The 23,427-nt window shown below is 66.2% G+C and carries 20 protein-coding genes and 1 tRNA gene; 12 read left to right on the forward strand and 9 right to left on the reverse strand.

What is annotated here, in order from left to right; genetic code table 11:
• Positions 1 to 59: 59 nt before the first annotated feature.
• Positions 60 to 1,463 carry a hypothetical protein gene (locus QKY98_RS10405; RefSeq protein WP_284670823.1) on the reverse strand — a complete coding sequence of 468 codons (1,404 nt, stop codon included), beginning with the start codon at positions 1,461 to 1,463 and terminating at the stop codon, positions 60 to 62.
• Positions 1,464 to 1,599: 136 nt separating this feature from the next.
• On the opposite strand from QKY98_RS10405, the gene QKY98_RS10410 reads away from it, so the two are divergent.
• Positions 1,600 to 1,851, forward strand: a complete 252-nt coding sequence (locus QKY98_RS10410) for a CsbD family protein (RefSeq protein ID WP_007158981.1) — start codon at positions 1,600 to 1,602, stop codon at positions 1,849 to 1,851.
• Between the two features lie 79 nt (positions 1,852 to 1,930).
• Here the strand turns inward: QKY98_RS10410 and QKY98_RS10415 are convergent, their stop codons facing one another.
• The 3 genes from QKY98_RS10415 to tesB all read right to left on the reverse strand — a co-directional run bounded on the left by QKY98_RS10415 (position 1,931) and on the right by tesB (position 4,748).
• Positions 1,931 to 2,299, reverse strand: a complete 369-nt coding sequence (locus QKY98_RS10415) for a response regulator (RefSeq protein WP_007158982.1) — start codon at positions 2,297 to 2,299, stop codon at positions 1,931 to 1,933.
• Positions 2,300 to 2,324: 25 nt separating this feature from the next.
• Positions 2,325 to 3,773, reverse strand: coding sequence for an ATPase domain-containing protein (locus tag QKY98_RS10420; RefSeq protein WP_027599865.1), 1,449 nt, complete (start codon positions 3,771 to 3,773; stop codon positions 2,325 to 2,327).
• A 114-nt stretch (positions 3,774 to 3,887) separates the two neighbouring features.
• Complete coding sequence (gene tesB, locus QKY98_RS10425; protein WP_027599866.1) at positions 3,888 to 4,748, reverse strand: acyl-CoA thioesterase II; 861 nt, start codon at positions 4,746 to 4,748, stop codon at positions 3,888 to 3,890.
• A 171-nt stretch (positions 4,749 to 4,919) separates the two neighbouring features.
• Between tesB and QKY98_RS10430 the strand changes: the two genes are divergently transcribed.
• From QKY98_RS10430 to QKY98_RS10460, 7 genes are all read left to right on the forward strand, one after another.
• A complete protein-coding gene (locus QKY98_RS10430; protein WP_052382612.1) occupies positions 4,920 to 6,536 on the forward strand; it encodes a histidine kinase famiy protein in 1,617 nt (538 codons plus the stop codon).
• Entirely contained in the window at positions 6,533 to 7,165 is a 633-nt protein-coding gene (locus QKY98_RS10435) for an exopolysaccharide biosynthesis protein (RefSeq protein WP_074583152.1), read from the forward strand. The genes QKY98_RS10430 and QKY98_RS10435 overlap by 4 nt, the downstream gene beginning before the upstream one ends.
• A complete protein-coding gene (locus QKY98_RS10440; protein WP_284670824.1) occupies positions 7,162 to 8,088 on the forward strand; it encodes a histone deacetylase family protein in 927 nt (308 codons plus the stop codon). The genes QKY98_RS10435 and QKY98_RS10440 overlap by 4 nt, the downstream gene beginning before the upstream one ends.
• Positions 8,089 to 8,100: 12 nt before the next feature.
• Entirely contained in the window at positions 8,101 to 8,877 is a 777-nt protein-coding gene (locus tag QKY98_RS10445; protein ID WP_150338966.1) for an NYN domain-containing protein, read from the forward strand.
• Positions 8,878 to 9,031: 154 nt separating this feature from the next.
• On the forward strand, positions 9,032 to 10,273 hold the full coding sequence (locus tag QKY98_RS10450) for a zinc-dependent alcohol dehydrogenase (RefSeq protein WP_042133367.1): 1,242 nt from the start codon (positions 9,032 to 9,034) through the stop codon (positions 10,271 to 10,273).
• A gap of 46 nt (positions 10,274 to 10,319) precedes the next feature.
• Positions 10,320 to 11,564 carry a TIGR03862 family flavoprotein gene (locus tag QKY98_RS10455; protein ID WP_284670825.1) on the forward strand — a complete coding sequence of 415 codons (1,245 nt, stop codon included), beginning with the start codon at positions 10,320 to 10,322 and terminating at the stop codon, positions 11,562 to 11,564.
• A 108-nt stretch (positions 11,565 to 11,672) separates the two neighbouring features.
• Positions 11,673 to 12,788 carry an FUSC family protein gene (locus tag QKY98_RS10460; RefSeq protein WP_077172486.1) on the forward strand — a complete coding sequence of 372 codons (1,116 nt, stop codon included), beginning with the start codon at positions 11,673 to 11,675 and terminating at the stop codon, positions 12,786 to 12,788.
• Positions 12,789 to 12,806: 18 nt separating this feature from the next.
• On the opposite strand, the gene QKY98_RS10465 is transcribed toward QKY98_RS10460, so the two are convergent.
• Positions 12,807 to 14,699 (reverse strand): metallophosphoesterase family protein, encoded by a 1,893-nt coding sequence (locus QKY98_RS10465; RefSeq protein ID WP_284670826.1) that lies wholly within the window; start codon positions 14,697 to 14,699, stop codon positions 12,807 to 12,809.
• Between the two features lie 138 nt (positions 14,700 to 14,837).
• Between QKY98_RS10465 and rhlE1 the strand changes: the two genes are divergently transcribed.
• The gene (gene rhlE1 / locus QKY98_RS10470; RefSeq protein WP_145248070.1) at positions 14,838 to 16,154 is read left to right on the forward strand and encodes an RNA helicase RhlE1; all 1,317 of its coding nucleotides are present in this window, start codon (positions 14,838 to 14,840) and stop codon (positions 16,152 to 16,154) included.
• A gap of 331 nt (positions 16,155 to 16,485) precedes the next feature.
• Here the strand turns inward: rhlE1 and cysS are convergent, their stop codons facing one another.
• Positions 16,486 to 17,871, reverse strand: a complete 1,386-nt coding sequence (gene cysS, locus QKY98_RS10475) for a cysteine--tRNA ligase (protein ID WP_284670827.1) — start codon at positions 17,869 to 17,871, stop codon at positions 16,486 to 16,488.
• The gene (locus QKY98_RS10480) at positions 17,871 to 19,559 is read right to left on the reverse strand and encodes a glutamine--tRNA ligase/YqeY domain fusion protein (protein ID WP_058791590.1); all 1,689 of its coding nucleotides are present in this window, start codon (positions 19,557 to 19,559) and stop codon (positions 17,871 to 17,873) included. The genes cysS and QKY98_RS10480 overlap by 1 nt, the downstream gene beginning before the upstream one ends.
• Before the next feature lie 146 nt (positions 19,560 to 19,705).
• On the opposite strand from QKY98_RS10480, the gene QKY98_RS10485 reads away from it, so the two are divergent.
• From QKY98_RS10485 to QKY98_RS10495, 3 genes are all read left to right on the forward strand, one after another.
• A complete protein-coding gene (locus tag QKY98_RS10485; RefSeq protein WP_007158996.1) occupies positions 19,706 to 20,200 on the forward strand; it encodes a peptidylprolyl isomerase in 495 nt (164 codons plus the stop codon).
• Positions 20,197 to 20,925 carry a UDP-2,3-diacylglucosamine diphosphatase gene (gene lpxH, locus QKY98_RS10490; RefSeq protein WP_284670828.1) on the forward strand — a complete coding sequence of 243 codons (729 nt, stop codon included), beginning with the start codon at positions 20,197 to 20,199 and terminating at the stop codon, positions 20,923 to 20,925. The genes QKY98_RS10485 and lpxH overlap by 4 nt, the downstream gene beginning before the upstream one ends.
• 184 nt (positions 20,926 to 21,109) lie before the next feature.
• Positions 21,110 to 21,922 (forward strand): HDOD domain-containing protein, encoded by an 813-nt coding sequence (locus QKY98_RS10495; protein WP_074584242.1) that lies wholly within the window; start codon positions 21,110 to 21,112, stop codon positions 21,920 to 21,922.
• 74 nt (positions 21,923 to 21,996) lie between these two features.
• Here QKY98_RS10495 and QKY98_RS10500 read toward each other — a convergent pair.
• Positions 21,997 to 22,086, reverse strand: a tRNA-Ser gene (locus tag QKY98_RS10500).
• Positions 22,087 to 22,619: 533 nt separating this feature from the next.
• Positions 22,620 to 23,357 (reverse strand): proteasome-type protease, encoded by a 738-nt coding sequence (locus tag QKY98_RS10505; protein WP_027601867.1) that lies wholly within the window; start codon positions 23,355 to 23,357, stop codon positions 22,620 to 22,622.
• Between the last annotated feature and the right edge of the window lie 70 nt (positions 23,358 to 23,427).

The following is a 23,427-nucleotide window of genomic DNA, read 5'->3' on the forward strand; positions in this document are numbered from 1 at the left end:
CTTGGGAACTTCCAGACCTCAGGCAGCAGCCCCCGGCCTGACCAGGGGCTCTGGGCCGGCTATCGCAGGTCGCTCAGGTGCTTTTCCAGGCCCATGGCGCGACCGGCTCCGACACTGGTCAGGTGGAAGAAGCCATAGTCCTCCAGGTAGGTCCAGCGACTCAGGGGGCCATGGCCCGCCTCGCCATGCCGGCACTCCAGGGTCTTGGCCCGGCCGCTGAGACTGGCCAATACCCGGCGCGCCTCGCCGTCGCCAACCACCTTGCAGGACAGCCTGATCTCGCGCTGCTCGGCGCCCTTGAGATTGCCGGTCAGGGTCTGCCGCGCCTGGTAACCGACCTGGCTGCCAACGGCGAGGGCGCGCCAGTCGCCGCTGAAGGTCAGCTGATCCAGGCTGGCGACTTCTTCCACCGGCAGGTTGCCGTTGTCGATACGGGTACGGCGTACCAGGTCGATCAGCCCGCGCCAGGTGAGCGAATCGACCCGAGCCGCCTTGCCCTGGGCACTGAAGCGCAGCAGTCCGGGCTGGGCGCCAGGGCTGACCTGCACCTCTTCGCGATAGGCATGGGTCTGGCCTTCGTAGCGGCTCTCGCCCTCCTCCACGAAGCGCTGCACAACCACCCGCGGCGCGGGCAGCGCCAACGCCTTGAGCGCCTGCAGGGGCTGCGCCTGGGCCGCGGGTAGTTCGCCGGGAGGCGGCGGAGCAGCCGGCGGTGTGGCGGCGGCCCTGACCTCTTCCATGCGCGGCGTAGCCAACAAGGCGTCTCGCCGATCACAGGCGGCTTCCAGCAGGGTACGCCGTTCGGCCGGCGCCGCCGTGAAGGCTTCCTGGCCCTGGGCGCTCGGCTGGCTGTCGGTCACCCGCCCCGCATCGTCCAGGCCGTAGCGCGCCAGCAGCAGGTAACGGCGCGCCGTGCAGTCGGCCGCCAGGGATTCGCGCCACTGGCGCACCGGAGCACCGTAGCGTGGCGTCTGCAGGGCGACGGGCAGTTGCTGACCCGCCCAGAAACGGCGCACGCCGTTATCGTCCACCAGGCTGTTGCGATCGATCACCAGGGTGTCGCCGCCGGGGCCCCTGGCGAGGGCGCGCCAGTCGGCGTTGGCGGGCCGGGCGCAGAGCGCCGCCACATCGGGACGCTGCTTGAGCGCCGCGACCTTGGCCGCGCTCAACGGCAAGGGCGCGGCATAGGCATTCACCCGCCCCGGATAGACCCGCTGAGCGCCATCCAGGTAGAGCAATTCGGCCTGGTCAGCCGCGCAATCCAGGGAGACCAGGGCGGAGCCGCCATCGGCCAGGGCGAGCGCCAGCTGCAGACGCGAACCCTCGCGCAGAACGCTCTCGGCGATGATAGGACGGGCGAAGAGGTCGTCGGCCCCGGTCGGGGCTTCGGCCGGCGGCTGCTGAGTGCTGCAGCCCGCCAGGAGCGACAGCAGGCAAAGGGCGGAAAAACGGCTGGAGATCATGGATCCTCTCGGCAGGGAACCGCGATACACGTCGCGAACAGCAAATTGACCTGAACGAAATGCGTCTGGCGCGGATCAATAAAGGAAGCATGCCGCTTGGCATGACCTCCCCCGTTTCCCCACACGAGGTGCATTTATGAATACCGATCAGATCATAGGCAATGCCAAGGACGCTACCGGCAAGGTCCAGGATAGCTTTGGCGCGGCGACCGGCAATGCCGACTGGCAAGCCCAGGGCAAGGCCCGTCAGCTGGAAGGCAAGCTGCAGGAGCAGTATGGCCAGGCCATCGACTGCGCGCGCAACGTGACCGCCGACAAGCCCTTCACTGCCCTGGCCATCGCCGGCGGCGTCGGCTTCGTGCTGGGCGTACTGCTTTCGCGCTCCTGATCGGAGACGCGGGGCTGGCCGCTGCGCCAGCCCCATAGCAAAAAGGCCTGTCTAGACAGGCCTTTTTGCTATGGGTTCGTCATTGCTCCAGGGTCACCAGGTGCTTGTGCACCGCATCGACGATGTCGCTGATGTTGAACGGCTTCTGAAACACGGAATCGAACAGCTCCGAACTCTCCTGAGCCAGATGCGCCTGGGCGCCGCTCATGAGGATAATGGGCAGATGCTGCAAGCCCTGACGTTCACGCAGGGCCTCTGCCAGCTCGCGGCCGTTCATCACCGGCATCATGAAATCGGTGATGACCAGGGACGGTAGTTCGCGATCGAAGACGTCAAGCGCTCGGCGACCATTGCTCGCCTTGACCACCATGTAGCCTTCGTCTTCGAGGGCGAAGGCCAGGATGTCCGCTATCAGGAATTCGTCATCGACTACCAGTATCGTCGTCATCTGGAGATTCTCCCACCCGACGCGATCATGGTTGTGTGGAGGGCATGGCTGAACCTGAAAGTACCTTCACCATGTCTTTGAATGCCTTTTTCAGCTCGATTCCCGAGTCGTCGATGATCAGTTCGCACAGCGCTGGATCGTAGATGCTGTCCCTGACCTTGAGGATCGACAGCACCCGCTTGATCTCGGCCTCGGCCTCGACGAATCGCAGCAAAATCAGATTGTCCACCATGCTGGAAAGTTCAGGCGCCGGCGCGGCGATGTCCGCGCCAAAGACGTCGCGCAATTCCCAGGTGGCTAGAACTGTGACGCCCTGGGTACGCAGCTCGTTCAGTAGCGCGCTGAAGTATTCGATGAGCCGTCCTTGCGGCAGGGCGAAGCGGGCGATGGCGCCCAGGCTGTCGATCACCAGCCGCTTGATGCCGTGCCGTCTGACCATGGCCAGCAGTTCGAGACCGACCTCGTCGAGGCGCATCTCGGTGGTCGGTTGCCAGTGCAGATGCAAGGCGCCCTCGTCGACCCGGCTGGCCAGGTCGAGGCCCAGGGCGCTCGCCTTGAGCAGCAATCGCTCCGGCGGTTCGTAGAAGCCGAACATCAACGCAGGCGCTTCCGGCGTGCAGGCCGCCAGGAAGTTCAGGCTGATGGAGGTCTTGCCGGCACCCGATGGCCCCATGAGCAGGGTGGTCGAACTCTCCGGCAGGCCGTTTTCGATCATCGCATCCAGCGACGCCATGCCACTGGGCACGCGCTGGTGACCGACGCGATAGGTCGCGCCGGCCGAAGGATCGCGATACAGCGCCTCGAGGCGCGGAAACACGGTGATGCCGGCATCGGAGATGGTGAATTCGTGAAAGCCCGGCAGCGCGCCGCTGCCACGGGTCTTGCGCAACGCCAGGCGGCGGATGGTGCGACTGCCGATTTCTTCCTCGTGCAGATCCAGCACACCATCGACCATGGTGTGTTCCGGGCTGCCGTCCTCGAGACGCGCGCTGGTGAGAAAGATGACCGTGCAACCGGCAAAGGCCGCATGCCCCTGCAACTCGGCGATGAATTTCTTGGTGTCGATCGGCGTTTCCGCGCGCGACCGGGCATTGAGCAGGCCATCGACCACCAGCAGACTGGCCTTCTGCCGGCTGATCTCGCGACGCAGCAGGCGGACCACCTCGTCCAGCCCCTCACCTTCCATGGTGTCGAAGGCACTCAGGTACTGGACCTGGTCGCCGATGCAGGAGCGGTCGAAGAAATCCAGCGTGGAAAAGAACTGGAACATCCGCTCGTGGGTTTCCGACAGCATGGTGGCGAACAGAACCCGCCCACCGCCGCGCACATGGTTGAAGGCGATCTGGTTGGCCATGATCGATTTGCCGGAACCCGGACGCCCCTGGATGACATAGGACGCACCTGCAACCAGGCCTCCCTTCAAGATCTCATCCAGCCCCTGGATACCGGTTACGACGCGCGCGAGTCGATTCAAGAACGATGCCTCAAACTAATGTTGTGCCTGGGACGCCCAGCCGCGGGCATCCAGTCCTTCGCAGGCAAGAGCCTATAAGGGTGATAACCAAATAGCCAGCCGGACGGCTGGATCTCAGCCGCGTTTGCGAATCAGTCCTTCCTGGGCCACCGAGGCCACCAGCTGACCCGCGCGGTTGTAGATGCTGCCGCGGCACAGACCGCGGGCACCACCGGCCCAGGGGCTGTCGATGGCGTACAGCAGCCAGTCGTCCAGGCGGAAATCGCGGTGGAACCAGACCGCATGGTCGAGGCTGGCGATCTGCAGCGAGCGATCCCAGAAGCTGGTGCCATGGGGCAGCAGCGAACTGGGCAGCAGATTGAAATCCGAGGCGTAGGCCAGCAGATAGCGATGCAGGGCCGGCTGGTCCGGCAGGTCGCCGGTGGCGCGGAACCAGACGTGGCGGACCGGTTCGGTGGGCTGCGGCTGGAAGGGGTCGGTAAAGACCACCGGGCGCATCTCGATCGGGCGCGGGCCGAGCAGCTTGTCGCGCAGCGGCGCAGGAATCAGCTCGGCATAGCGCTGGGCGTGGGCGATTTCCGATTGCAGGGTCTCGGGTGCCGGTACCTCCGGCATGGTCGTCTGATGCTCGAAACCCGGCTCCTCGATATGGAAGGAGGCGCTGCAGAAGAAGATCGGCTGCTCGCCCTGGAAGGCGGTGACCCGGCGCGTGGAAAAGCTTCCGCCGTCGCGAATGCGATCCACCTGGTAGGTCACCGCCTCAACCGCCGACCCGGCGCGCAGGAAGTAACCGTGCAGCGAGTGCACCCGGCGCTCCACCGGCACGGTCTGGCTGGCCGCCGACAGCGCCTGCCCCAGGACCTGACCACCAAAGAGCTGGGGAAAGCCCAGATCCTGGCTGCCGCCCCGATACAGATCGGGGGCCAGGGATTCGAGGGTCAGTAGATCGACCAGGTTGTCCAGCACCTTGCTCATGGGTAGGGTTCCTTGACAGAGAGCGATCATCATACGCAAAACCGGTCAAATCCTGTGCGTTCGCCGTGCTTCCAGACACATTGCTCATCGTATGACGATAACTGGTGGAGCTTGTGGCCGTATAAAGGGTCACAATAAAGGTATCGCTGTCCGCTCGCAGGCTTCCTCTCCATGACCGAAACCGCAAACGCTTCGTCTTCCCACCCCGCCGCGGCCCAGATCGCGGAGCTGGGCAAGGGTCTCGGCCACGACGACATCTTCTTTGCCGCCGTGAAGAAGACCCGGATGCCGATGATCGTGACGGATCCGCACCAGCCGGATAACCCGATCATCTTTGCCAACGAGTCCTTCCTGCGTACCACAGGTTATGCCCTGGACGAGGTGCTGGGTCGCAATTGCCGCTTTCTGCAGGGACCCGACACCCGCCAGGAGCACATCGCCGAGATCCGCAACGCCATCCGCGAGCAGCGCGACTGCGACATCGAGTTGCTCAATTACCGCAAGGACGGCTCGACCTTCTGGAATGCGCTGTTCATCTCGCCGGTGCTCGATCCCGCGGGCCAGCTGCGTTATTTCTTCGCCTCGCAGCTCGACGTCTCCCGCCGCCGCGACGCCGAAGACGCCCTGCGCCAGGCTCAGAAGATGGAAGCCCTGGGTCAGCTCACCGGCGGCATCGCCCACGATTTCAACAACCTGTTGCAGGTGATGGTCGGCTACCTGGATATCCTGAGGATCAACCTGGACCGCCCGGAACTGGACAGGGACAAGGCCAAGCGCCATGTCGACAACACCCGCGACGCGGTGAATCGGGCGGCGACCCTCACCCAGCAGCTGCTGGCCTTCGCCCGCAAGCAGCGCCTGACCGGGCGCGCGGTGGACCTGAACAAGCTCATCAATGCCCGCCAGAGTCGCTTGGCCCAGGCCCTGGGCGGCCCCTTCCGCTTCATCTTCCGCCCGGCACCGGCGCTGTGGAATTGCCGGCTCGATCCGATCCAGCTGGAGACGGCGCTGCTCAACATCGTCGACAACGCCCGCCTGGCCATGCAGGAGCGCGGCACCGGCACCCTGACCCTGGAAACCCTCAACGTCGAGGTCAATGGCCAGGACCTGGCCCATGGCGGCCTGGCCCAGGGGCATTATGTCTGCATCGCCTTGACCGACACCGGCTGCGGCATGTCGACCGACGTGCTCGGGCGCGCCCTGGACCCCTTCTTCACCACCCGCGACGAAGGCCAGGGCAGCGGCCTGGGCCTGTCCATGGTCTATGGTTTCCTCAAGCAGTCGGGCGGCCTGGTCAGGCTCTATTCCGAGGTCGGTATAGGCACCTCGGTGCGTCTCTACTTCCCCGTTTCCGAAGAGGAGGCGCGCGAACACCCGGCGCCCCTGCCGACCCCGCACGAGGACAGCGGCGGTTCCGAGACCATCCTGGTGGTGGACGATCGCCCGGACGTGGCGGCCCTGGCCCAGGCCATCCTGGAAGAGACCGGCTATCAGGTGCTGGTCGCCCACAATGGCCAGCAGGCGCTGGACATTCTCGCGCGCGAACCCGCCATCGACCTGCTGTTCAGCGACCTGATCATGCCTGGCGGCATGAATGGCGTGATGCTGGCCAAGGAGGCCCAGCGGCGGCAGCCCGAGTTGCGCATCCTGCTCACCACCGGCTACGCCAACAACGCCCTGGAACTGGAAGAAGGCAACGGCGAGCGCTTCCCCATCCTCAACAAGCCCTATGGCCGCCAGGATCTGACCCGCTGGATCCGCCGCATGCTGGACAGCGCCCAGCCATGAAAGAAGAGGCCCTGGAGCGCGAGCCCGTCAGCTGCGACACCGGGCAGGATGGCCCAGTGGACCTCCAGAGCTTTCTGGCCTGCCTGGAGCGGGTGGGCAACAGCCCCAGCCAGGTCTCGGTGCAGCACCTGATCGACGCCATCGGCAGTCGCTCCTTCGGCCCCATGATCCTCCTGCCGGGCGTGCTGGCGATCTCGCCGCTCACCGGCATTCCCGGTATCGCCACCGCCATCGCCGTCTTCGTGATGCTGGTGAGCGGTCAGCTGCTACTGGGGCGCGACCACTTCTGGCTGCCGCGCTGGGTGCTGCAGCGCTCCGTCTCCCGCGGCAAGCTGCGCAAGTCGCTGCGGCTGCTGCAGAAGCCGGCGCGCTGGGTCGACAAGGTGGTCAAGTCGCGGCTGCGGGTACTCACCTCGCGCCCGGCGCACTTCGTCACCGCCCTGCTCTGCATCCTCATCGCCGCGACCATGCCGGTGCTGGATCTGGTGCCCTTCGCCAACACCACGGCGGGGCTGGCGCTGACCTCCTTCGCCCTGTCGCTGATCGCCCGCGACGGCCTGCTGTTTCTGCTGGCGCTGGGTTTCTGTACCGGTATCCTCTGGTTCATCCTGGAGCTCCTGGTGTTTTGAGCACACGCCTGCCCCTGGTCTACCACGAGGACTACAGTCCGGCCTTCCCCGCTGGCCATCGTTTTCCGATGGAGAAATTCCGGCTGTTGCACGAACACCTGGGTGCCAGCGGCATCCTGGGCGTGGACAACTGGCAACGGCCCGAACTCTGCCCGGACGAACTACTGGCGCTGGCCCATGCCCCCGACTACATCCAGGCGTTCAAGGCCGGCGAACTGCCGCCGCCGCTGCAACGCCAGCTGGGCCTGCCCTGGAGCGAAGCCCTGGTGCGCCGCACCATCCGCGCCGTGGGCGGTTCCCTGCTCACCCTGGAGCTGGCGCTGCGTCATGGCCTGGCCTGTCACCTCGCCGGGGGTACCCACCATGCCCATCACGACTATCCGGCCGGCTTCTGCATCTTCAACGACCTGGCGATCCTGGCGCTGTCGCTGCTGGAAAGCGGACGCGCCGGACGGGTGCTGATCCTGGACTGCGACGTCCACCAGGGCGACGGCACGGCGCGCATCCTGGCCGAGGTGCCCGACGCCGTCACCGTCTCCCTGCACTGCGCCACCAACTATCCGGCGCGCAAGGCGCAAAGCGACTGGGACATCCCCCTGCCCCGCGGCCTGGACGACGCCGGCTACCTGCGGGTGCTCGACGACGCCCTGGGCTACCTACTGCCGCTCCACCAGCCCGACGTGGTGCTCTACGACGCCGGGGTGGACGTCCATCGCGACGACGCCCTGGGCTATCTCGAATTGACCGATGCCGGTCTCGCGGCGCGCGACGGTTTCGTCTTGCGGCGCTGCCTGGCGGCGGATATACCCGTGGTGGGGGTGATCGGCGGCGGCTATTCGGCCGATCGCCTGGCCCTGGCCCGTCGTCACGGCATCCTCCATCACACGGCGACCCAGGTCTGGCACGAGCTCGGCCTGCATTGAACAGGAGTTTCCATGAGCAAGACCGCCAAGACACCCGAATCCAGCCAGGCACGCCTGGCCGTGCTGATCGACGCCGACAACGCCCCCGCGGCCATCGTTGATGGCCTCATGGCCGAGATCGCCCGCTTCGGCGTGGCCAGCGTCAAGCGCATCTACGGTGACTGGACCCAACCCCAGCTCAACAGCTGGAAGAAGGTGCTGCTCGACCACTCCATCCAGCCGGTGCAGCAATTCGGCTACACCAAGGGCAAGAACGCCACCGACAGCGCCCTGATCATCGACGCCATGGACCTGCTCTATACCCGCCGCTTCGACGGTTTCTGCCTGGTCTCCAGCGACAGCGACTTCACCCGCCTGGCGGCGCGACTGCGCGAGGAAGGGCTGACGGTCTACGGCTTCGGCGAGGAGAAGACGCCGGATCCCTTCGTTTCGGCCTGCGACAGATTCATCTACACCGAGATCCTCAGGTCCAAGCCGCGGGAAGAGCCGCGCGAGGCCGCCGGCGCCAGCGACAAGCCCGCCACCACCAACCGCGGCAAGCCCAAGCTGAGCACCATCCTCAAGCTCATCGAGCAGGCGGTGGAAGACGCCTCCGACGAAGGCGGCTGGGCCAATCTGGGCATGGTCGGGGCCAACCTCGGCAAGGTGCGGCCGGATTTCGACGCCCGCCTCTATGGGCACCGCAAATTCAGCGGCCTGGTCAAGGCCCATGGCGATCGTTTCGATGTTCAGGAACGCGATCCCGCCGACGGCAGCGCCGGCAAGGCCGTCTATATCCGCAACCGCTGACGCCGCTGCGCCTGCCCGGCTCTGGCCCGGGCAATAGCGGCGAAAAGTCGCGAACTGTCGCTATCAGATCGCCATACCACCGGTCCGACCTCGCGGAACCGCTCGGCTTACGGCGGCCTCCACCCTAGGTGCTTACCGCCCTACGGAGACCGCCATGCGAGCCTTGACCTACCACGGTGCCCACGATGTCCGCGTCGATACCGTCCCCGATCCGACCATCCAGGACGCCGACGACATCGTCCTGCGGGTGACGGCCACGGCCATCTGCGGTTCGGACCTGCACCTCTACCGCGGCAAGATTCCCACCGTCGAACACGGCGATATCTTCGGCCACGAATTCATGGGCATCGTCGAGGAAACCGGCCCGGCCGTCACTGCCGTGCAGAAAGGCGACCGGGTGGTGATTCCCTTCGTCATCGCCTGTGGCAGCTGCTTCTTCTGCAACCAAGATCTCTACGCCGCCTGTGAGACCACCAATACCGGTCGCGGCGCCATCCTCAACAAGAAACAGATCCCGCCGGGCGCCGCGCTGTTCGGCTTCAGCCATCTCTATGGCGGCGTGCCGGGCGGCCAGGCCGAATACGTGCGGGTGCCCAAGGCCAACACCGGTCCCTTCAAGGTGCCCGGCACCCTGGCCGACGAAAAGGTGCTGTTCCTGTCCGACATCCTGCCCACCGCCTGGCAGGCCGTGCTCAACACCGGCATCGGCCAGGGATCGAGCATCGCCATCTATGGCGCCGGCCCGGTCGGCCTGCTGTCCGCGGCCTGTGCGCGGATGCTGGGCGCCGAGCGCATCTTCATGGTCGATCACCACCCCTATCGGCTGGCCTATGCCCAGCAGACCTATGGCGTCATCCCGATCAACTTCGACGAAGACGACGACCCGGCCGCCACCATCATCGAGCAGACGCCCGGCAAGCGCGGCGTCGACGGCGTGGTGGATGCGGTGGGCTTCGAGGCCAAGGGCAGCACCACCGAGACCATCCTCGCCAATCTCAAGCTGGAAGGCAGCAGCGGCAAGGCCCTGCGCCAGTGCATCGCCGCGGTACGCCGTGGCGGTACCGTGAGCGTACCGGGCGTCTATGCCGGCTTCATCCACGGCTTCCTGTTCGGTGACGCCTTCGACAAGGGCCTGACCTTCAAGATGGGCCAGACCCACGTGCAGCGTTATCTGCCGGAGCTGCTCGAACACATCGAGCGGGGCGACCTGGCGCCGGAGGCTATCATCACCCACCGGATGTCCCTGGAGCAGGCGGTCGAGGGCTACAAGATCTTCGACAAGAAGCAGGAGGACTGCCGCAAGGTGATCCTGACGCCCGGACGCAGCGAGCCGCTGATTCCCGAACGACTGGAAGAACCCCTGGCGGCGCCCCTGGGCCAGGCCGGCGTGGTCTAGCCACGTCGCGTACAATGGCGGTTTTCCTCAGCTCCTGGATGCCGCCATGTCTCTCCTCTCCGCCACGCCCGCCGTCGCTGTCATCGGGGGCGGCCCTGCCGGGCTGATGGCGGCCGAGACCCTGGCCGCCGCAGGCGTCCATGTGGACCTCTTCGATGCCATGCCGTCGGTGGGCCGCAAATTTCTGCTCGCCGGCGTGGGTGGCATGAACATCACCCATGCCGAGGAGCAGTCTGCCTTTCGCCAGCGTTATCGCGAGCGTGAGAGCGGCGTCAGCCCCTGGCTCGACAGCTTCGATAGCAACGCCCTGCGCGCCTGGATCCATGAGCTGGGTATCGAGACCTTTGTCGGCACCTCGGGCCGGGTGTTTCCCGCCGACATGAAGGCCGCACCTCTGCTGCGTGCCTGGCTGCATCGCCTGCGCGACCAGGGCGTATGCATCCACATTCGTAGTCGTTGGCTGGGCTGGGACGCCGAGGGCCGGCTGCGCCTGGCCACCCCGGAGGGTGAGCGGCTCCTGCAGCCCCAGGCTACGGTACTGGCGCTAGGCGGTGGCAGCTGGCCGCGGTTGGGCTCGGATGGGGCCTGGCAGGCGCTGCTGGCCGCGCGAGGAGTCGAACTGCGCCCGCTGGAACCGGCCAATTGCGGTTTCGAGGTGGCCGGCTGGAGTGATTTTCTCAAGACCCGCCACGCCGGCGCGCCGATCAAGCCGGCCGCCCTGGCCCTGCCGGGTCAGCCGCCACGCCAGGGCGAATTCGTGCTGACCGACACCGGAATCGAGGGCAGCCTGGTCTATGCGCTGTCCGCCGAAATCCGCACGGCCATCGAACGGGATGGCCAGGCGACCCTGACCCTGGATCTGGCGCCGCAGCGTGACCTGGCGGAACTCGGCCGGGCCCTGGCCAAGCCCCGCGGCAGCCAGTCCCTGGCCAACCACCTGCGGCGCCATGCCGGGATCGACGGCGCCCGGGCCGCCCTGCTCCGCGAACTGGCCCCGCCAGAGACCTTCCAGGACATGGGCCGGTTGGCCCAGGCCTGCAAGGCCGTGCCCCTCACCGTGGTCAGAGCGCGGCCCCTGGCGGAAGCCATCAGCAGCGCGGGCGGTGTACCCCTGGAAGCGCTGGACGACGGCCTGATGCTCCGGCAGCTGCCGGGCGTCTTCTGCGCCGGCGAGATGCTCGACTGGGAGGCGCCCACCGGCGGCTATCTGCTCACGGCCTGCTTCGCCAGTGGCCGCGCGGCGGGCCAGGGCGTGCTGCGCTGGCTGGCCACTGGTGGCAGCTCGGCCTGAGCGGTCCCGTCGCGATGCGCCTCTACCGTTCGCGGCCGGCTCCTGTGCTGCCAGACGGCGATCAGCGGCGGTAACATAGGCAGCGATCACGGTACTCATCAGGGATCCATGTCTCCCTCTCAGGCGTTGTCGGAATTCAGGCAGTTGTTGCGCGATCTGGCAGGCGATCTCCGCCAGTTCGGCCGCGACCGGCGCCGTCTGGTCGACGAACTGGAAACCCTGACCTCGGTCCTGCTGGCGATCCTGCTCGGCCACCTGGCCGGGGTTCAGCATGTCGGTTGGGCGGCGTTCAGCGGCTATATCGTGATGAGGTCAGATGTCCGCGACAGTTTCTCGCGCGGCTGCCTGCGGGTGCTGGGTACCTGTATCGGCGCCGCAGGCGCCCTGTTGGTCCTGCGCCACCTGCAGCTGAACCCCTACGAGCAGGCCGTCCTGCTGGGCACCGTGGGCAGCATCACCCTCTATCTGACACTGGTGGGCCGCTATGGCTATGCCTGGTTGCTGGGCGGCCTCACCTACGCCATGGTGGTCCTGGCGAGCCTCCAGGCGCCCGATCAGCTCGAGCAATACGCCCTGTCACGGCTGTTGGAGGTGGCGCTCGGCACCTCGGCGTGCGTGCTGGTGAGCGCCCTTTCCACCTACGGCGTCCGTGCGCGCCTGTGGCCCAAGGTGCCGACCACGGTGGCCTCGACACCCCGAACCCTGGGTGTCTGGCAGCCCCTGGCGTTGCGCCATGCGCTGCAGGGAGGTCTGGCCCTGGCCCTGCTGTCCCTGGGCGCGACGGCAGAGATCGGGGTGGATGTCAGCCAGGCGGCCATCACCATCCTGGCGGTCATGGTGGTTCCCTTCGACGGCCTGAGCAGCGCCGGCAAGGCGGTTTCCAGAAGGCTGTTGCATCGAATGCTCGGCTGCCTGCTCGGGGGTGGCCTGGCGGCCCTTCTGCTGTTGGTCAGCCAGGAAAGCCTCTGGCTGACGCTGGCGGGCGTTGCGCTCGGTGTGCTGATCGGCAGACACCTCGAGAATGGTCCGCTCGGTATCGGCTATCTCGGCATGCAGTTCGCGCTGGCGTTTCTGGTGGTGATGGTGCCTGACCACTATGACCATATCGACCCGGTGGCAGGCCTGGCCCGGCTGGGCGGCATCCTGCTGGGTTTTCTGGTGCTGGAGCCGGTGTACTGGCTCTCGACCTGGCTGATCAGGCGCCTGTCACCCGGAAGACCCTAGGGCGCCGCGGCGCCGACCTCAGGCCGGGCGCTCGACGAACTCGGTGGCCGGCGAGCCATCGGCATTGTGCTGGCGGATCACTGCCGGGCGCCCTTCCCCGTCCAGCAGCACCTGGCCGATGCCGGCACCGTTCCACAGTCGCTCGCCAGCCTCGCGGCGATCCGGCAGGCGCGGCTGCAGCTCCCACCGGCGGCGCTTGGTGAAGCCGTTGAGCGGCGACCAGGGCGCATAGAGCCAGCGATTGAGTCGGTCCAGGGTGGCCAGCAGGCGCGGTGGGAATTCGTTCTTGATGCCGCTGCTGGTGATCTGCCAGAGCCGCGGCTCACCGCGCCGGTCCCGGATGCGGATGTCGTAGACGAAGGAATAGTGCACGTCGCCGGAAAGCACCACGTAGTTGCCCGGGGTGCGGCGGTGGCGAAAGATGTTGAGCATGGTCTTGGCCGCCCCGGGGTGGGCCATCCAGTTCTCGGCATCCACCATCAGCGGCTGGCCGAACCAGGTAAAGATGCGCTGCACCGCCTCGATCAGCTTGACCCCGAACATGGGCGCAGCCGAGACGATCACCGCCGAGGGATGGTCCAGCAGGTCCTGCTGCAATTCGCAGAGGGCTTCCCAGTCCATCAGCCCCGAGGGGTGCTCCAGGCGCCGCTCGCTGCGCCAGCGACGGGTCCGGGTGTCCAGCACGATCAGCGGCGGGCTGGTCTTCAGCACGTAGTGCCAGCCCTGGAAGCGCAGCAGGTCGTCGATGCAGGCGTTCTGCGTCGGGCACTCCAGCTTGCCGTCGTCACCCGCCGTGTCCAGCAGCCGGGCCGTGGCCGCCAGGGGTTCAGCCACGGCTTCCGGGGCGTTGCCCCAGGCCTGGCAGAGCAGATAGGCCAGCAACGCATTGCCGAGGATGCGCCGGGAAAAGGGATGGCCGTAGGCGGTCTCTTCCCAGCGGGCGGAGAGGTTCCAGTCGTCGGTGACGTCGTGGTCGTCGAAGATCATCAGCGTCGGCACCCCGGCCAGGGCCCGCGCCGCCTGAGGCAGGGTCGCGACGAAGCCCTCGATGCAGCGCGACTCGGCGGCGTAGCGCTCACGGTCCTTGGCGTCGAGCGCCGGTGGCACCACCTCGATCAGCGTCCAGGGCGTCGGCGACCAGCAGAGCAGATAGAGCGCCAGCACCTCGCTCAGGGTCACCAGGTGGTTGTGGGCATTGGTGGAGGTGAAGATGGGTTTCTCCACCCCACCGAAGAATTTCTCGCGCAGCGCCCGGTTGGACTTGAAGGCCGGCAGCAGGTCCTCGCGGTGGTAGAGGTTGGCGGCATGGGCCATCAGCGCCTCGCTGTCCGCCACCACCGCCCCCTCGAGGTCCTCGCCATAGAGCCCGAGGCGGCGGATCAGCGCCTGCACCGCCAGCAGCATCGGCCCGGCGACGTCATCGGCATAGACCTGGTCGCCCGTGAGCAGCAGCGCCGCCGGCGACTCCTCAGGGATCGTGCAGCCCTGCAGCAGGCGATCCACGGCGATCAGGCCGTCGGCCGAGGCATGGTGGGGCTTGCGGCAGGAGCCGTGCAGCAGATGATCGAAACGCGCGCGCAGGACGAAGCGCGGCAATTCGCCCTCGGCGGAGAGCAGGTGCGGCGCCCAGTCGCGGATTCCGCCGGCGCTCAGCTGCAGGTCGTAGCGGAGGAAGGTGTCCGTGGGCAACTCGGTGTCCGGCCGGACCTCGATCAGCTGCAGGTAGGCCTGCTCGCCCAGGCGCAGGCACTGGGTCTCCCCCTGCACGCCGAGCTCGGTCGCCCCTTGCCACAGCCGCGGCACGGGCGTCTCGGCCGAGCGGGTCACCAGCCACAGCAGCAACCGGGACGCTTCGGTGCGCCGCAGCAGCGGGCCGGCCAACACCGGGGGCAAGGTAGGGGTAGCGCTCATGGGGTCTCCTGTAGCCACGCAACTGACCACTATGCCGTGCCGGGATTCCGGCTGCAGCCGCCGCCTGGCTACAAAGTTTGAGCGCGCTTCACAGTCGGCCTAGAATTCGCTCCCTTTTCGACGCCATCCGGGCCTGTCATGACCTTTGCCGACCTCGGCCTCATAGATCCGCTGCTGCAGGCGCTCACCGCCCTGGAGCACAGCTCCCCCACGCCCATCCAGCGCCAGGCCATCCCGGCGGTGCTGGCCGGTCGCGACCTGCTGGCCGCCGCCCAGACCGGCACCGGCAAGACCGGCGCCTTTGGACTGCCGCTCCTGCAGCGACTGGTGCAGGAAGGCCCGGCGGTGGCGCCAAACCATATTCGCGCCCTGATCCTCACCCCCACCCGCGAGCTGGCCGAGCAGGTCCATGCCAGTCTGCGCGACTATGCCCAGCACCTGCCACTGCGCACGGCCGTGGCCTACGGTGGCGTGAGCATCAATCCGCAGATGATGAAGCTGCGCAAGGGCGTGGACGTGCTGGTGGCGACCCCCGGGCGCCTGCTCGACCTGTTCAACCAGAACGCCGTGCGCTTCGACCAGGTACAGCTGCTGGTGCTGGACGAAGCCGATCGCATGCTCGACCTGGGCTTTTCCCGGCAACTGGGCGAGCTGTTCGTCATGCTGCCGCGCAAGCGCCAGACCCTGCTGTTCTCGGCGACCTTCTCCGACGCCGTGCGTCAGCTGGCCGCCCCGGTACTGCGCGATCCCCAGACTATCGACGTCAGTCCGCGCAACACCGCCGCGGTCACCGTCAAGCAGTGGGTGGTGCCGGTCGACAAGAAGCGCAAGACCGAACTCTTCCTGCACCTCTATCGCAGCGGACGCCATGGCCAGGTGCTGGTGTTCGCCAAGACCCGCAAGGGTGTGGAGCAACTGGTGGAGGCGCTGCAGGCCGAGGGGCTGGCGGCGGAATCCATCCATGGCGACAAGCCCCAGCCCGCACGGCTGCGTTCCCTCGCCCGCTTCAAGGCCGGCGAGGCCGACATCCTGGTCGCGACCGACGTGGCCGCCCGTGGCCTGGACATCCAGGACCTGCCGCTGGTGGTCAACCTGGATCTGCCCATCGTGGCGGAAGACTATGTCCACCGCATCGGCCGGACCGGCCGCGCCGGCAACCAGGGCCAGGCGGTGTCCCTGGTGTGCGCCGATGAAGTGGAGCAGCTGGCGGCCATCGAGACCCTGATCGGCCAGATCCTCATGCGCCGCGACGAGCCGGACTTCATCCCCGACCATCGTGTCCCCCAAACCGGCCCGGGCGGCCTGGTCATGAAGAAACCCAAGAAGCCGAAGAAACCCAAGGTGGGCGGTCCGGTATCCGACAAGCCCCTGGGTCGCTGGGTGGAAGACGGCAAGCCCAAGGTCAAGTCGGTGCGCAAGGCGCCGGGTTTCGGCAAGGCGCGCAAGAAGCCCTGAGCCCAGGAAGGGTGGACAAGGCTGCGCCGTTGTCCATCCTACGACCCCCACCTCGTAGCCTGGAAAACCGCGCAGCGTTTTCCGGGTGAGGAGTTGAACGCACATGGACAAGGCTGCGCCGTTGTCCACCCTACGGCCCCCACCTCGTAGCCTGGAAAACCGCGTAGCGTTCCCCGGGTGAGGAGTTGAACGCACGTGGACAAGGCTGCGCCGTTGTCCACCCTACGGCCCCGCACCTCGTAGCCTGGAAAACCGCACAGCGTTTTCCGGGGATGGTGGACCAGGCCAGACAGGCGGATGACGCAGAACCATCATCCACCTGATCGCGGACCTACTCCGCCAGGCGCCAGGTGGTGCCGCCCTTGCCGTCTTCCAGCACCACGCCCAGGGCAGTGAGCTGATCACGGATGCGGTCGGATTCCGCCCAGTTCTTCTCGGCACGAGCAGCAAGGCGCGCCTGGATCAGCGCCTCGACCTCGGCCGCATCCACCCGGCCCGCCGCATCGGCGCGCAGGAAGGCTTCCGGCTCCAGCTGCAGCACGCCCAGCACCTCACCCAGTTCGCGCAGCCGCCCGGCCAGGCCAGCCGCCGCCGCCGGATCGCTCTCGCGCAAGCGGTTGATCTCGCGGGCCAGTTCGAACAGCACGCCACAGGCGCCGGCGGTGTTGAAGTCGTCGTCCATGCACTGGGCGAAGCGCTCGGCGTAGCTTTCACCACCCTGGGCGGGCGCCTGGGGCAGGCCCTTGAGCGAATGATAGAAACGCTCCAGGGCGCCCTTGGCTTCGCGCAGGTTGTCTTCCGAATAGTTGATCGGACTGCGGTAGTGGCTGGCGATCAGCAGGTAGCGCACCACCTCGGGGTGGTACTTCTCCAGCACCTCGCGCAGGGTGAAGAAGTTGCCCAGCGACTTGGACATCTTCTCGCCGTTGATGGTGATCATCCCGCAGTGCAGCCAGGCATTGGCGTAGGTCTTGCCGGTGGCCGCCTCGCTCTGGGCGATCTCGTTCTCGTGGTGCGGGAATTCCAGGTCGTTGCCGCCGCCGTGGATGTCGAAGGTCTCGCCCAGGCAGCAGGTGGACATCACCGAGCACTCGATGTGCCAACCCGGACGCCCGGCGCCCCAGGGCGACGGCCAGCTCGGCTCGCCCGGCTTGGCGGCCTTCCACAGCACGAAGTCCAGCGGATCTTCCTTGGCCTCGCCCGGCTCGATGCGGGCACCGATGCGCAGGTCCTCGACGCGCCGCCGCGACAGCTTGCCGTAGCCGGCGAAGCGATTGACCCGGTAGTAGACGTCGCCATTGCCCGCGGCATAGGCGTAGCCCTTGTCGATCAGGGTCTGGATCATGGCGTGCATGCCGTCGATATGATCGGTGGCGCGCGGCTCCTGGTCGGGCTTGCGAATGTTCAGCCGCGCCTCGTCCTCGTGCATCGCCTCGATCATCCGCGCCACCAGGTCGGTGAAGGGCTCGCCGTTGGCGTTGGCGCGGTTGATGATCTTGTCGTCGATGTCCGTGATGTTGCGCACGTAGGTCAGGTCATAGCCGCTATGGCGCAGCCAGCGGGTGATGACATCGAAGGCCACCATGCTGCGGCCATGGCCCAGGTGGCAGTAGTCATAGACGGTCATGCCGCAGACGTACATGCGCACCTGCCCCGGCACCAGCGGCGTGAAGGCTTCCTTGGTCTTGGTCAGGGTGTTGTAGAGGTGCAGCGCCATCATTGCCCCCAGGAATCGCGCAGGGTCACGGTGCGGTTGAATACCGGCTTGCCAGGCGCCGAATCCTTGAGGTCGACGCAGAAGTAGCCCTCGCGCTCGAACTGGAAGCGGTCTTCCGGCTGGGCCTGGGCCAGGGACGGCTCGGCGCGGCAGCCCTTGAGCACCACCAGGGACTCGGGGTTGATGTTGTCGAGGAAGCTGCCGCCCTCTTCGCTCTTCTCCGGCTGGGCCGAACGGAACAGGCGATCGTAGAGGCGTACCTCGCACTCCACGCTACCCTCGGCCGGCACCCAGTGGATCACGCCCTTGACCTTGCGGCCTTCGGGGTTCTTGCCCAGGGTGTCCGGATCGTAGCTGCAGCGCAGCTCGATGACCTTGCCGTCGGCGTCCTTGATGGCTTCGTCGGCGCGGATCACGTAGCTGCCGCGCAGACGCACCTCGCCACCCGGCTCCAGGCGCTTGTAGCCTTTGGGCGGATTCTCTTCGTAGTCGCCCTGGTCGATGTACAGCTCGCGAGTGAAGGGCAGCTGGCGCACGCCCAGGTCCTGCTTGGGATGCCGTGCCAGTTCCAGGTTTTCCACCTGGCCCTCGGGGTAGTTGGTGATCACCACCTTGAGGGGCTTCAGCACGCACATGGCGCGCGGGGCGTTCTGGTCCAGGTCCTCGCGGATGGCGAATTCCAGCATGGCGACGTCGACCACGCCGTTGGAGCGGGTCACACCGATCATCTCGCAGAAGTTGCGGATGGCGGCCGGGGTGTAGCCGCGACGGCGATAGCCCGACAGGGTCGACATGCGCGGATCGTCCCAGCCCTGCACATGGCCTTCGTCCACCAGCTGCTTGAGCTTGCGCTTGCTGGTGACGGTGTAGTTCAGGTTGAGGCGGGCGAATTCGTACTGGCGCGGCTGCGCCGGCACCGGCAGCTTGGCCAGGAACCACTCGTACAGCGGGCGATGGTCCTCGAACTCCAGGGTGCAGATGGAGTGGGTCACGCCTTCCAGGGCATCGGACTGGCCATGGGTGAAGTCATAGCTCGGATAGATGCACCAGGCATCGCCGGTCTGGTGGTGATGGGCGTGGCGGATGCGATAGAGGATGGGATCGCGCAGGTTCATGTTGGGCGAGGCCATGTCGATCTTGGCGCGCAGCACCTTCTCGCCGTCCTTGAATTCGCCGGCCTTCATGCGGGCGAACAGGTCCAGGTTCTCGGCCACCGAACGGTCGCGGAAGGGGCTGTTGCGACCCGGCTCGGTAAGGCTGCCGCGGTAATCGCGGGCCTGCTCGGGGGTGAGGTCGCAGACATAGGCCAGGCCCTGTTCGATCAGATTGACGGCCCAAGCGTAGAGCTGGTCGAAGTAACTGGAGGCGTAGCGCACCTCGCCGGCCCAGTCGAAGCCCAGCCAGTGCACATCGCTCTTGATGGCGTCGATGTATTCCTGGTCTTCCTTGGCCGGGTTGGTGTCGTCGAAACGCAGATGGCAGTCGCCGCCGAATTCCTTGGCCAGCCCGAAGTTCACGCAGATCGACTTGGCGTGGCCGATGTGCAGGTAGCCGTTGGGCTCCGGGGGGAAGCGGGTGACGATCTTGGCCTGCTTGCCGGCGTCCAGGTCAGCCTGGACGATCTGCCGCAGGAAATGCGCGGGGGCGGCTTTGGCGGCGGTGGACGAGTCGGAAGTCGGCTTGCTCATGGGATCCTTAACTGGGCAGACGCGCGGCCAGGGTAGGCCGGGCAAAGGTAAACCCGTATCATAGCCCAACCCGTCAAGTCCCGGCGAAACCCTTGAGGCCTTCGCCGGGTCTGGATGCTGTCCCCCTTAGCTACGGATTCGCTGCCATGATCAAGCTGCACACCAACCACGGCGTCATCACCCTGGAACTCTTCGAGGACAAGGCGCCCGAAACCGCGGCCAATTTCAAGGAATACGTCAAGAGCGGTCACTACGACGGCACCATCTTCCACCGTGTGATCAGCAACTTCATGGTCCAGGGCGGTGGTTTCGAGCCGGGCATGAAGCAGAAGCCGACCCGCGCCCCGATCAAGAACGAAGCCAACAATGGCGTCTCCAACGCGATCGGCACCGTCGCCATGGCCCGCACCATGGACCCGCACTCCGCCTCGGCGCAGTTCTTCATCAACGTGTCCGACAACACCTTCCTCAACCACACCGCGCCCACCAGCCAGGGCTGGGGCTATGCGGTGTTCGGCAAGGTCGTCGAAGGCATGGACGTGGTCAACGCCATCAAGGGCGTCGCCACCACCAGCAAGGCCGGTCACCAGGACGTGCCGAGCGAAGACGTGATCATCGAGAAGGCCGAGATCGTCGAGTGATCCTACTGGTCTCCGACCTGCATCTCGAACCGCAACGCCCGGACCTGGTCCGGGCGTTTTTGCATCTCCTCGAAACCCGCGCCCGCGGTGCCGAGGCCCTGTACATCCTTGGCGATCTGTTCGAAGCCTGGATCGGCGACGACGCCATGGGTGCCTTCGAGCAGGAGATCGCAACGGCCCTGCGCCAGCTGGCTGACAGCGGTACGGCCATCTACCTGATGCACGGCAATCGCGACTTTCTAATCGGCAAGGCCTTTTGCCGCCAGGCTGGCTGCCGCCTGCTGCCGGATCGCCATATCGCCGACTTCCACGGCCGTCGCGTGCTGCTGATGCACGGCGATACCCTCTGCACCCGCGACGAGGGCTACCAGAAGCTGCGCCGCATCCTGCGCAACCCCCTCACCCTCTTCGTCCTGCGCCACCTGCCGCTGGCCAGCCGCCAGAAGCTGGCGCGCAAGCTGCGCAGCGAAAGTCGCCAGCAGACCCGGGCCAAGGCCATGGACATCACCGATGTCACCGAGGCCGAGGTCGAGCGGGAAATGCGCGCCGCCCGGGTGACCACGCTGATCCACGGCCATACCCACAGACCCGCCCGTCATGAGCTGCTGCTCGATGGCCAGCCGGCCGAACGTATCGTGCTGGGCGATTGGGACCGTCGCGGCTGGGTGCTGGCAGCCAGCGCAGCGGGCCTGAGCCAGGTCGACTTCGCCCTCGACGAACGGTAATGACGCAGCCAGGCAAGCCTGGCTTGCGTGCGGCAAGTCCCTGACCGGAAAGGCAATCCTGCGCGGCCACCTGGTCCTGGTCGCCCGGGCTGCGACCGATCGTCACATGGCGACTACAGAAATCCGCGCAGGCGACCGATGACGAGGGTGTAAGGAGATGTAACCCTTTTCCGCGGAGACGCCCATGCAACTCGACACCCTCTTTGCCCAGCTGCACAACCTGCCCAACGTCCCCGAAGTGGCGCAGGTCCTGATCCGGCAATTCGACGACCCCAACACCAGCATCGAAACCCTGTCGCGCACCGTGGCGCGTGACCCGGTCATCGCCGCCAAGGTGCTGCGCCTGGCCAACTCGGCGCGCTTCCGCGGCGCCCGCGAATCCACCAGCATCGAAGACGCCGCCCTGCGCCTGGGCTTCAACACCCTGCGCACCCTGGTCCTGGCTTCGGCCTTCGCCAGCGGCTTCAAGGCCGCACCCGGCTTCGATCTGCAGGCCTTCTGGTACAACAGCTTCCTGGTCGCCAGCCTGTGCAAGCCGCTGGCCAAGCAGGCCGGCCTGGACCAGGAAACCGCCTTTACCTGCGGCATGCTGCATGACATCGGCGAGTTGCTGATCCAGAGCGGTGCGCCGGAGCTGGCCCCCAGCCTGGCCGGTCGGGCCACCGCCAGCAGCCATCGCGCCGCCGACGAGACCCTGCAACTGGGCTTCGGCTATCCGGAAGTGGGCGCCGAGCTGGCGCGTCGTTGGCAACTGCCCCAGGTGCTGCGCGATGCGATCGGCTATCAGGCCCGCCCGCTGCAGGCGCCGGAAGGCAACGGCTATGCGCTGATCGTGGCTCAGGCGGTCGCCGTGGCCGAGGTGCTGCACGAGAATGCCGGCGACAGCAAGGTGCAGGACCTGAGCGGCCCGCTGTTCGCCAGCATCGACCTGGAACAGCTGACGGCCGTGCTGCCCAACGCCCGGGATACCGCCGCGACCTTTGCCCAGGCCGCCTGATCCCCGGAGGGCCTGGCCAAATCGCAGGCAAGAAAAAACCCCTGGAGCTGGGCTCTCAGGGGTTTTCTCAGATCTGGCGGTGAGGGAGGGATTCGAACCCTCGATAAGATTTCTCCTATACACACTTTCCAGGCGTGCTCCTTCAACCGCTCGGACACCTCACCAGATTTGCTCAGTGGCTGCATCTGCATCACCGAGGCGCGCAACTATAGGCAAAGGCGATTTCGATGGCAAGCTTTTTCTTCAATCGATTCATACATTTGCATTCACGACCTGGAAGGGCCTGCGCCCTGCCCCGTTCACGGGATGACCGGCTGGTCGCTCCTCCCCTGCTCCAAACCGTTGATACCTCCGACCAACGGTAGCGTCGCACGCATTTTCCTAATCATCTGAAAGCAAAGGAAAAATCCCTTGGTACGACATTTCTGATAACCGCCTGGCCGGTTACCACCACAAAACTGAAATTTATGTTCTATAGCTACTGGATAGTGCTCAAGCCTGCGGGTATCAGTAACTGCATGCCGCTGTTGCGCAAGCGCTTCCCGCTGAAGACGTAAAGGCTCTAAACAGCTAACAATAAAGGCCCCGAGTCATGTTCAAGAATCCCGTCCCCAAGTGGCGTCAGGCGAGTTTCGTCCTCATCGTCACCACCGTCGTGCTGGTCATCCCCAACCTCTCGCGGTTCTTTGGCTGATCCCTAGCGCCAATAATCCGCAGGTGCTGCCGGCAAGGCTGCCAGCAGATCACGCAGCCCCTCCCCCCAGCCCTTGCGCAGGGCCTGGAAGTAGGGATCCTGTTCGTCGATCCGATGACTGCTGACCTGCGCCAGTCGATCACGCGGATAGACCACCAGATCCAGCGGTAGCCCCACCGACAGGTTGCTGCGAATGGTGGCGTCGTAGGACAGCAACGCACAGCGCAGGGCTTCTTCCAGCGGCGTCGCGAAGGTCAGCGCCCGATCCAGGATGGGCTTGCCGTATTTGCTCTCGCCAATCTGGAAGTAAGGCGTGTCCTCGGTGGCGCTGATGAAGTTGCCATGGGGATAGAGATTGAACAGCTCCGGCTCCGCGCCGCGGATCTGCCCACCCAGCAGAAAGGAACAGCTCAGGTCCAGGCCGTGACCGCTGGGCGCATCCTCGGCATCGCGCTGCAGGACCTCGCGCAGGGTCTGCCCCAGCAGCCGGGCGGCGTCGTACAGGGTGGGTACGCCGTGCAGGTTGTCCTGCTCGCTGTCCAGGCGCTGTCGCAGCAGACTGATCACCGCCTGGGAGGTGGCCAGATTGCCCGCCGACTGGATGACGATCAGGCGCTCGCCAGGGATACGGAACAGGTGCAGCTTGCGAAAGGTGGCGATATTGTCGACCCCGGCATTGGTACGGGAATCGGCGACGAATACCAGGCCATCTTGCAGTTTCATGGCGACGCAATAGGTCATGCGAACCTCGGCTGATCGAACGGTCGACGCGACAGCGCCCGACAGCAAAAGAAAAGACGGCCCCTGGCCG

It is taken from the genome of Pseudomonas sp. HR1, assembly GCF_030175875.1.
Taxonomy (GTDB): Bacteria; Pseudomonadota; Gammaproteobacteria; order Pseudomonadales; family Pseudomonadaceae; genus Chryseomonas; species Chryseomonas oryzihabitans.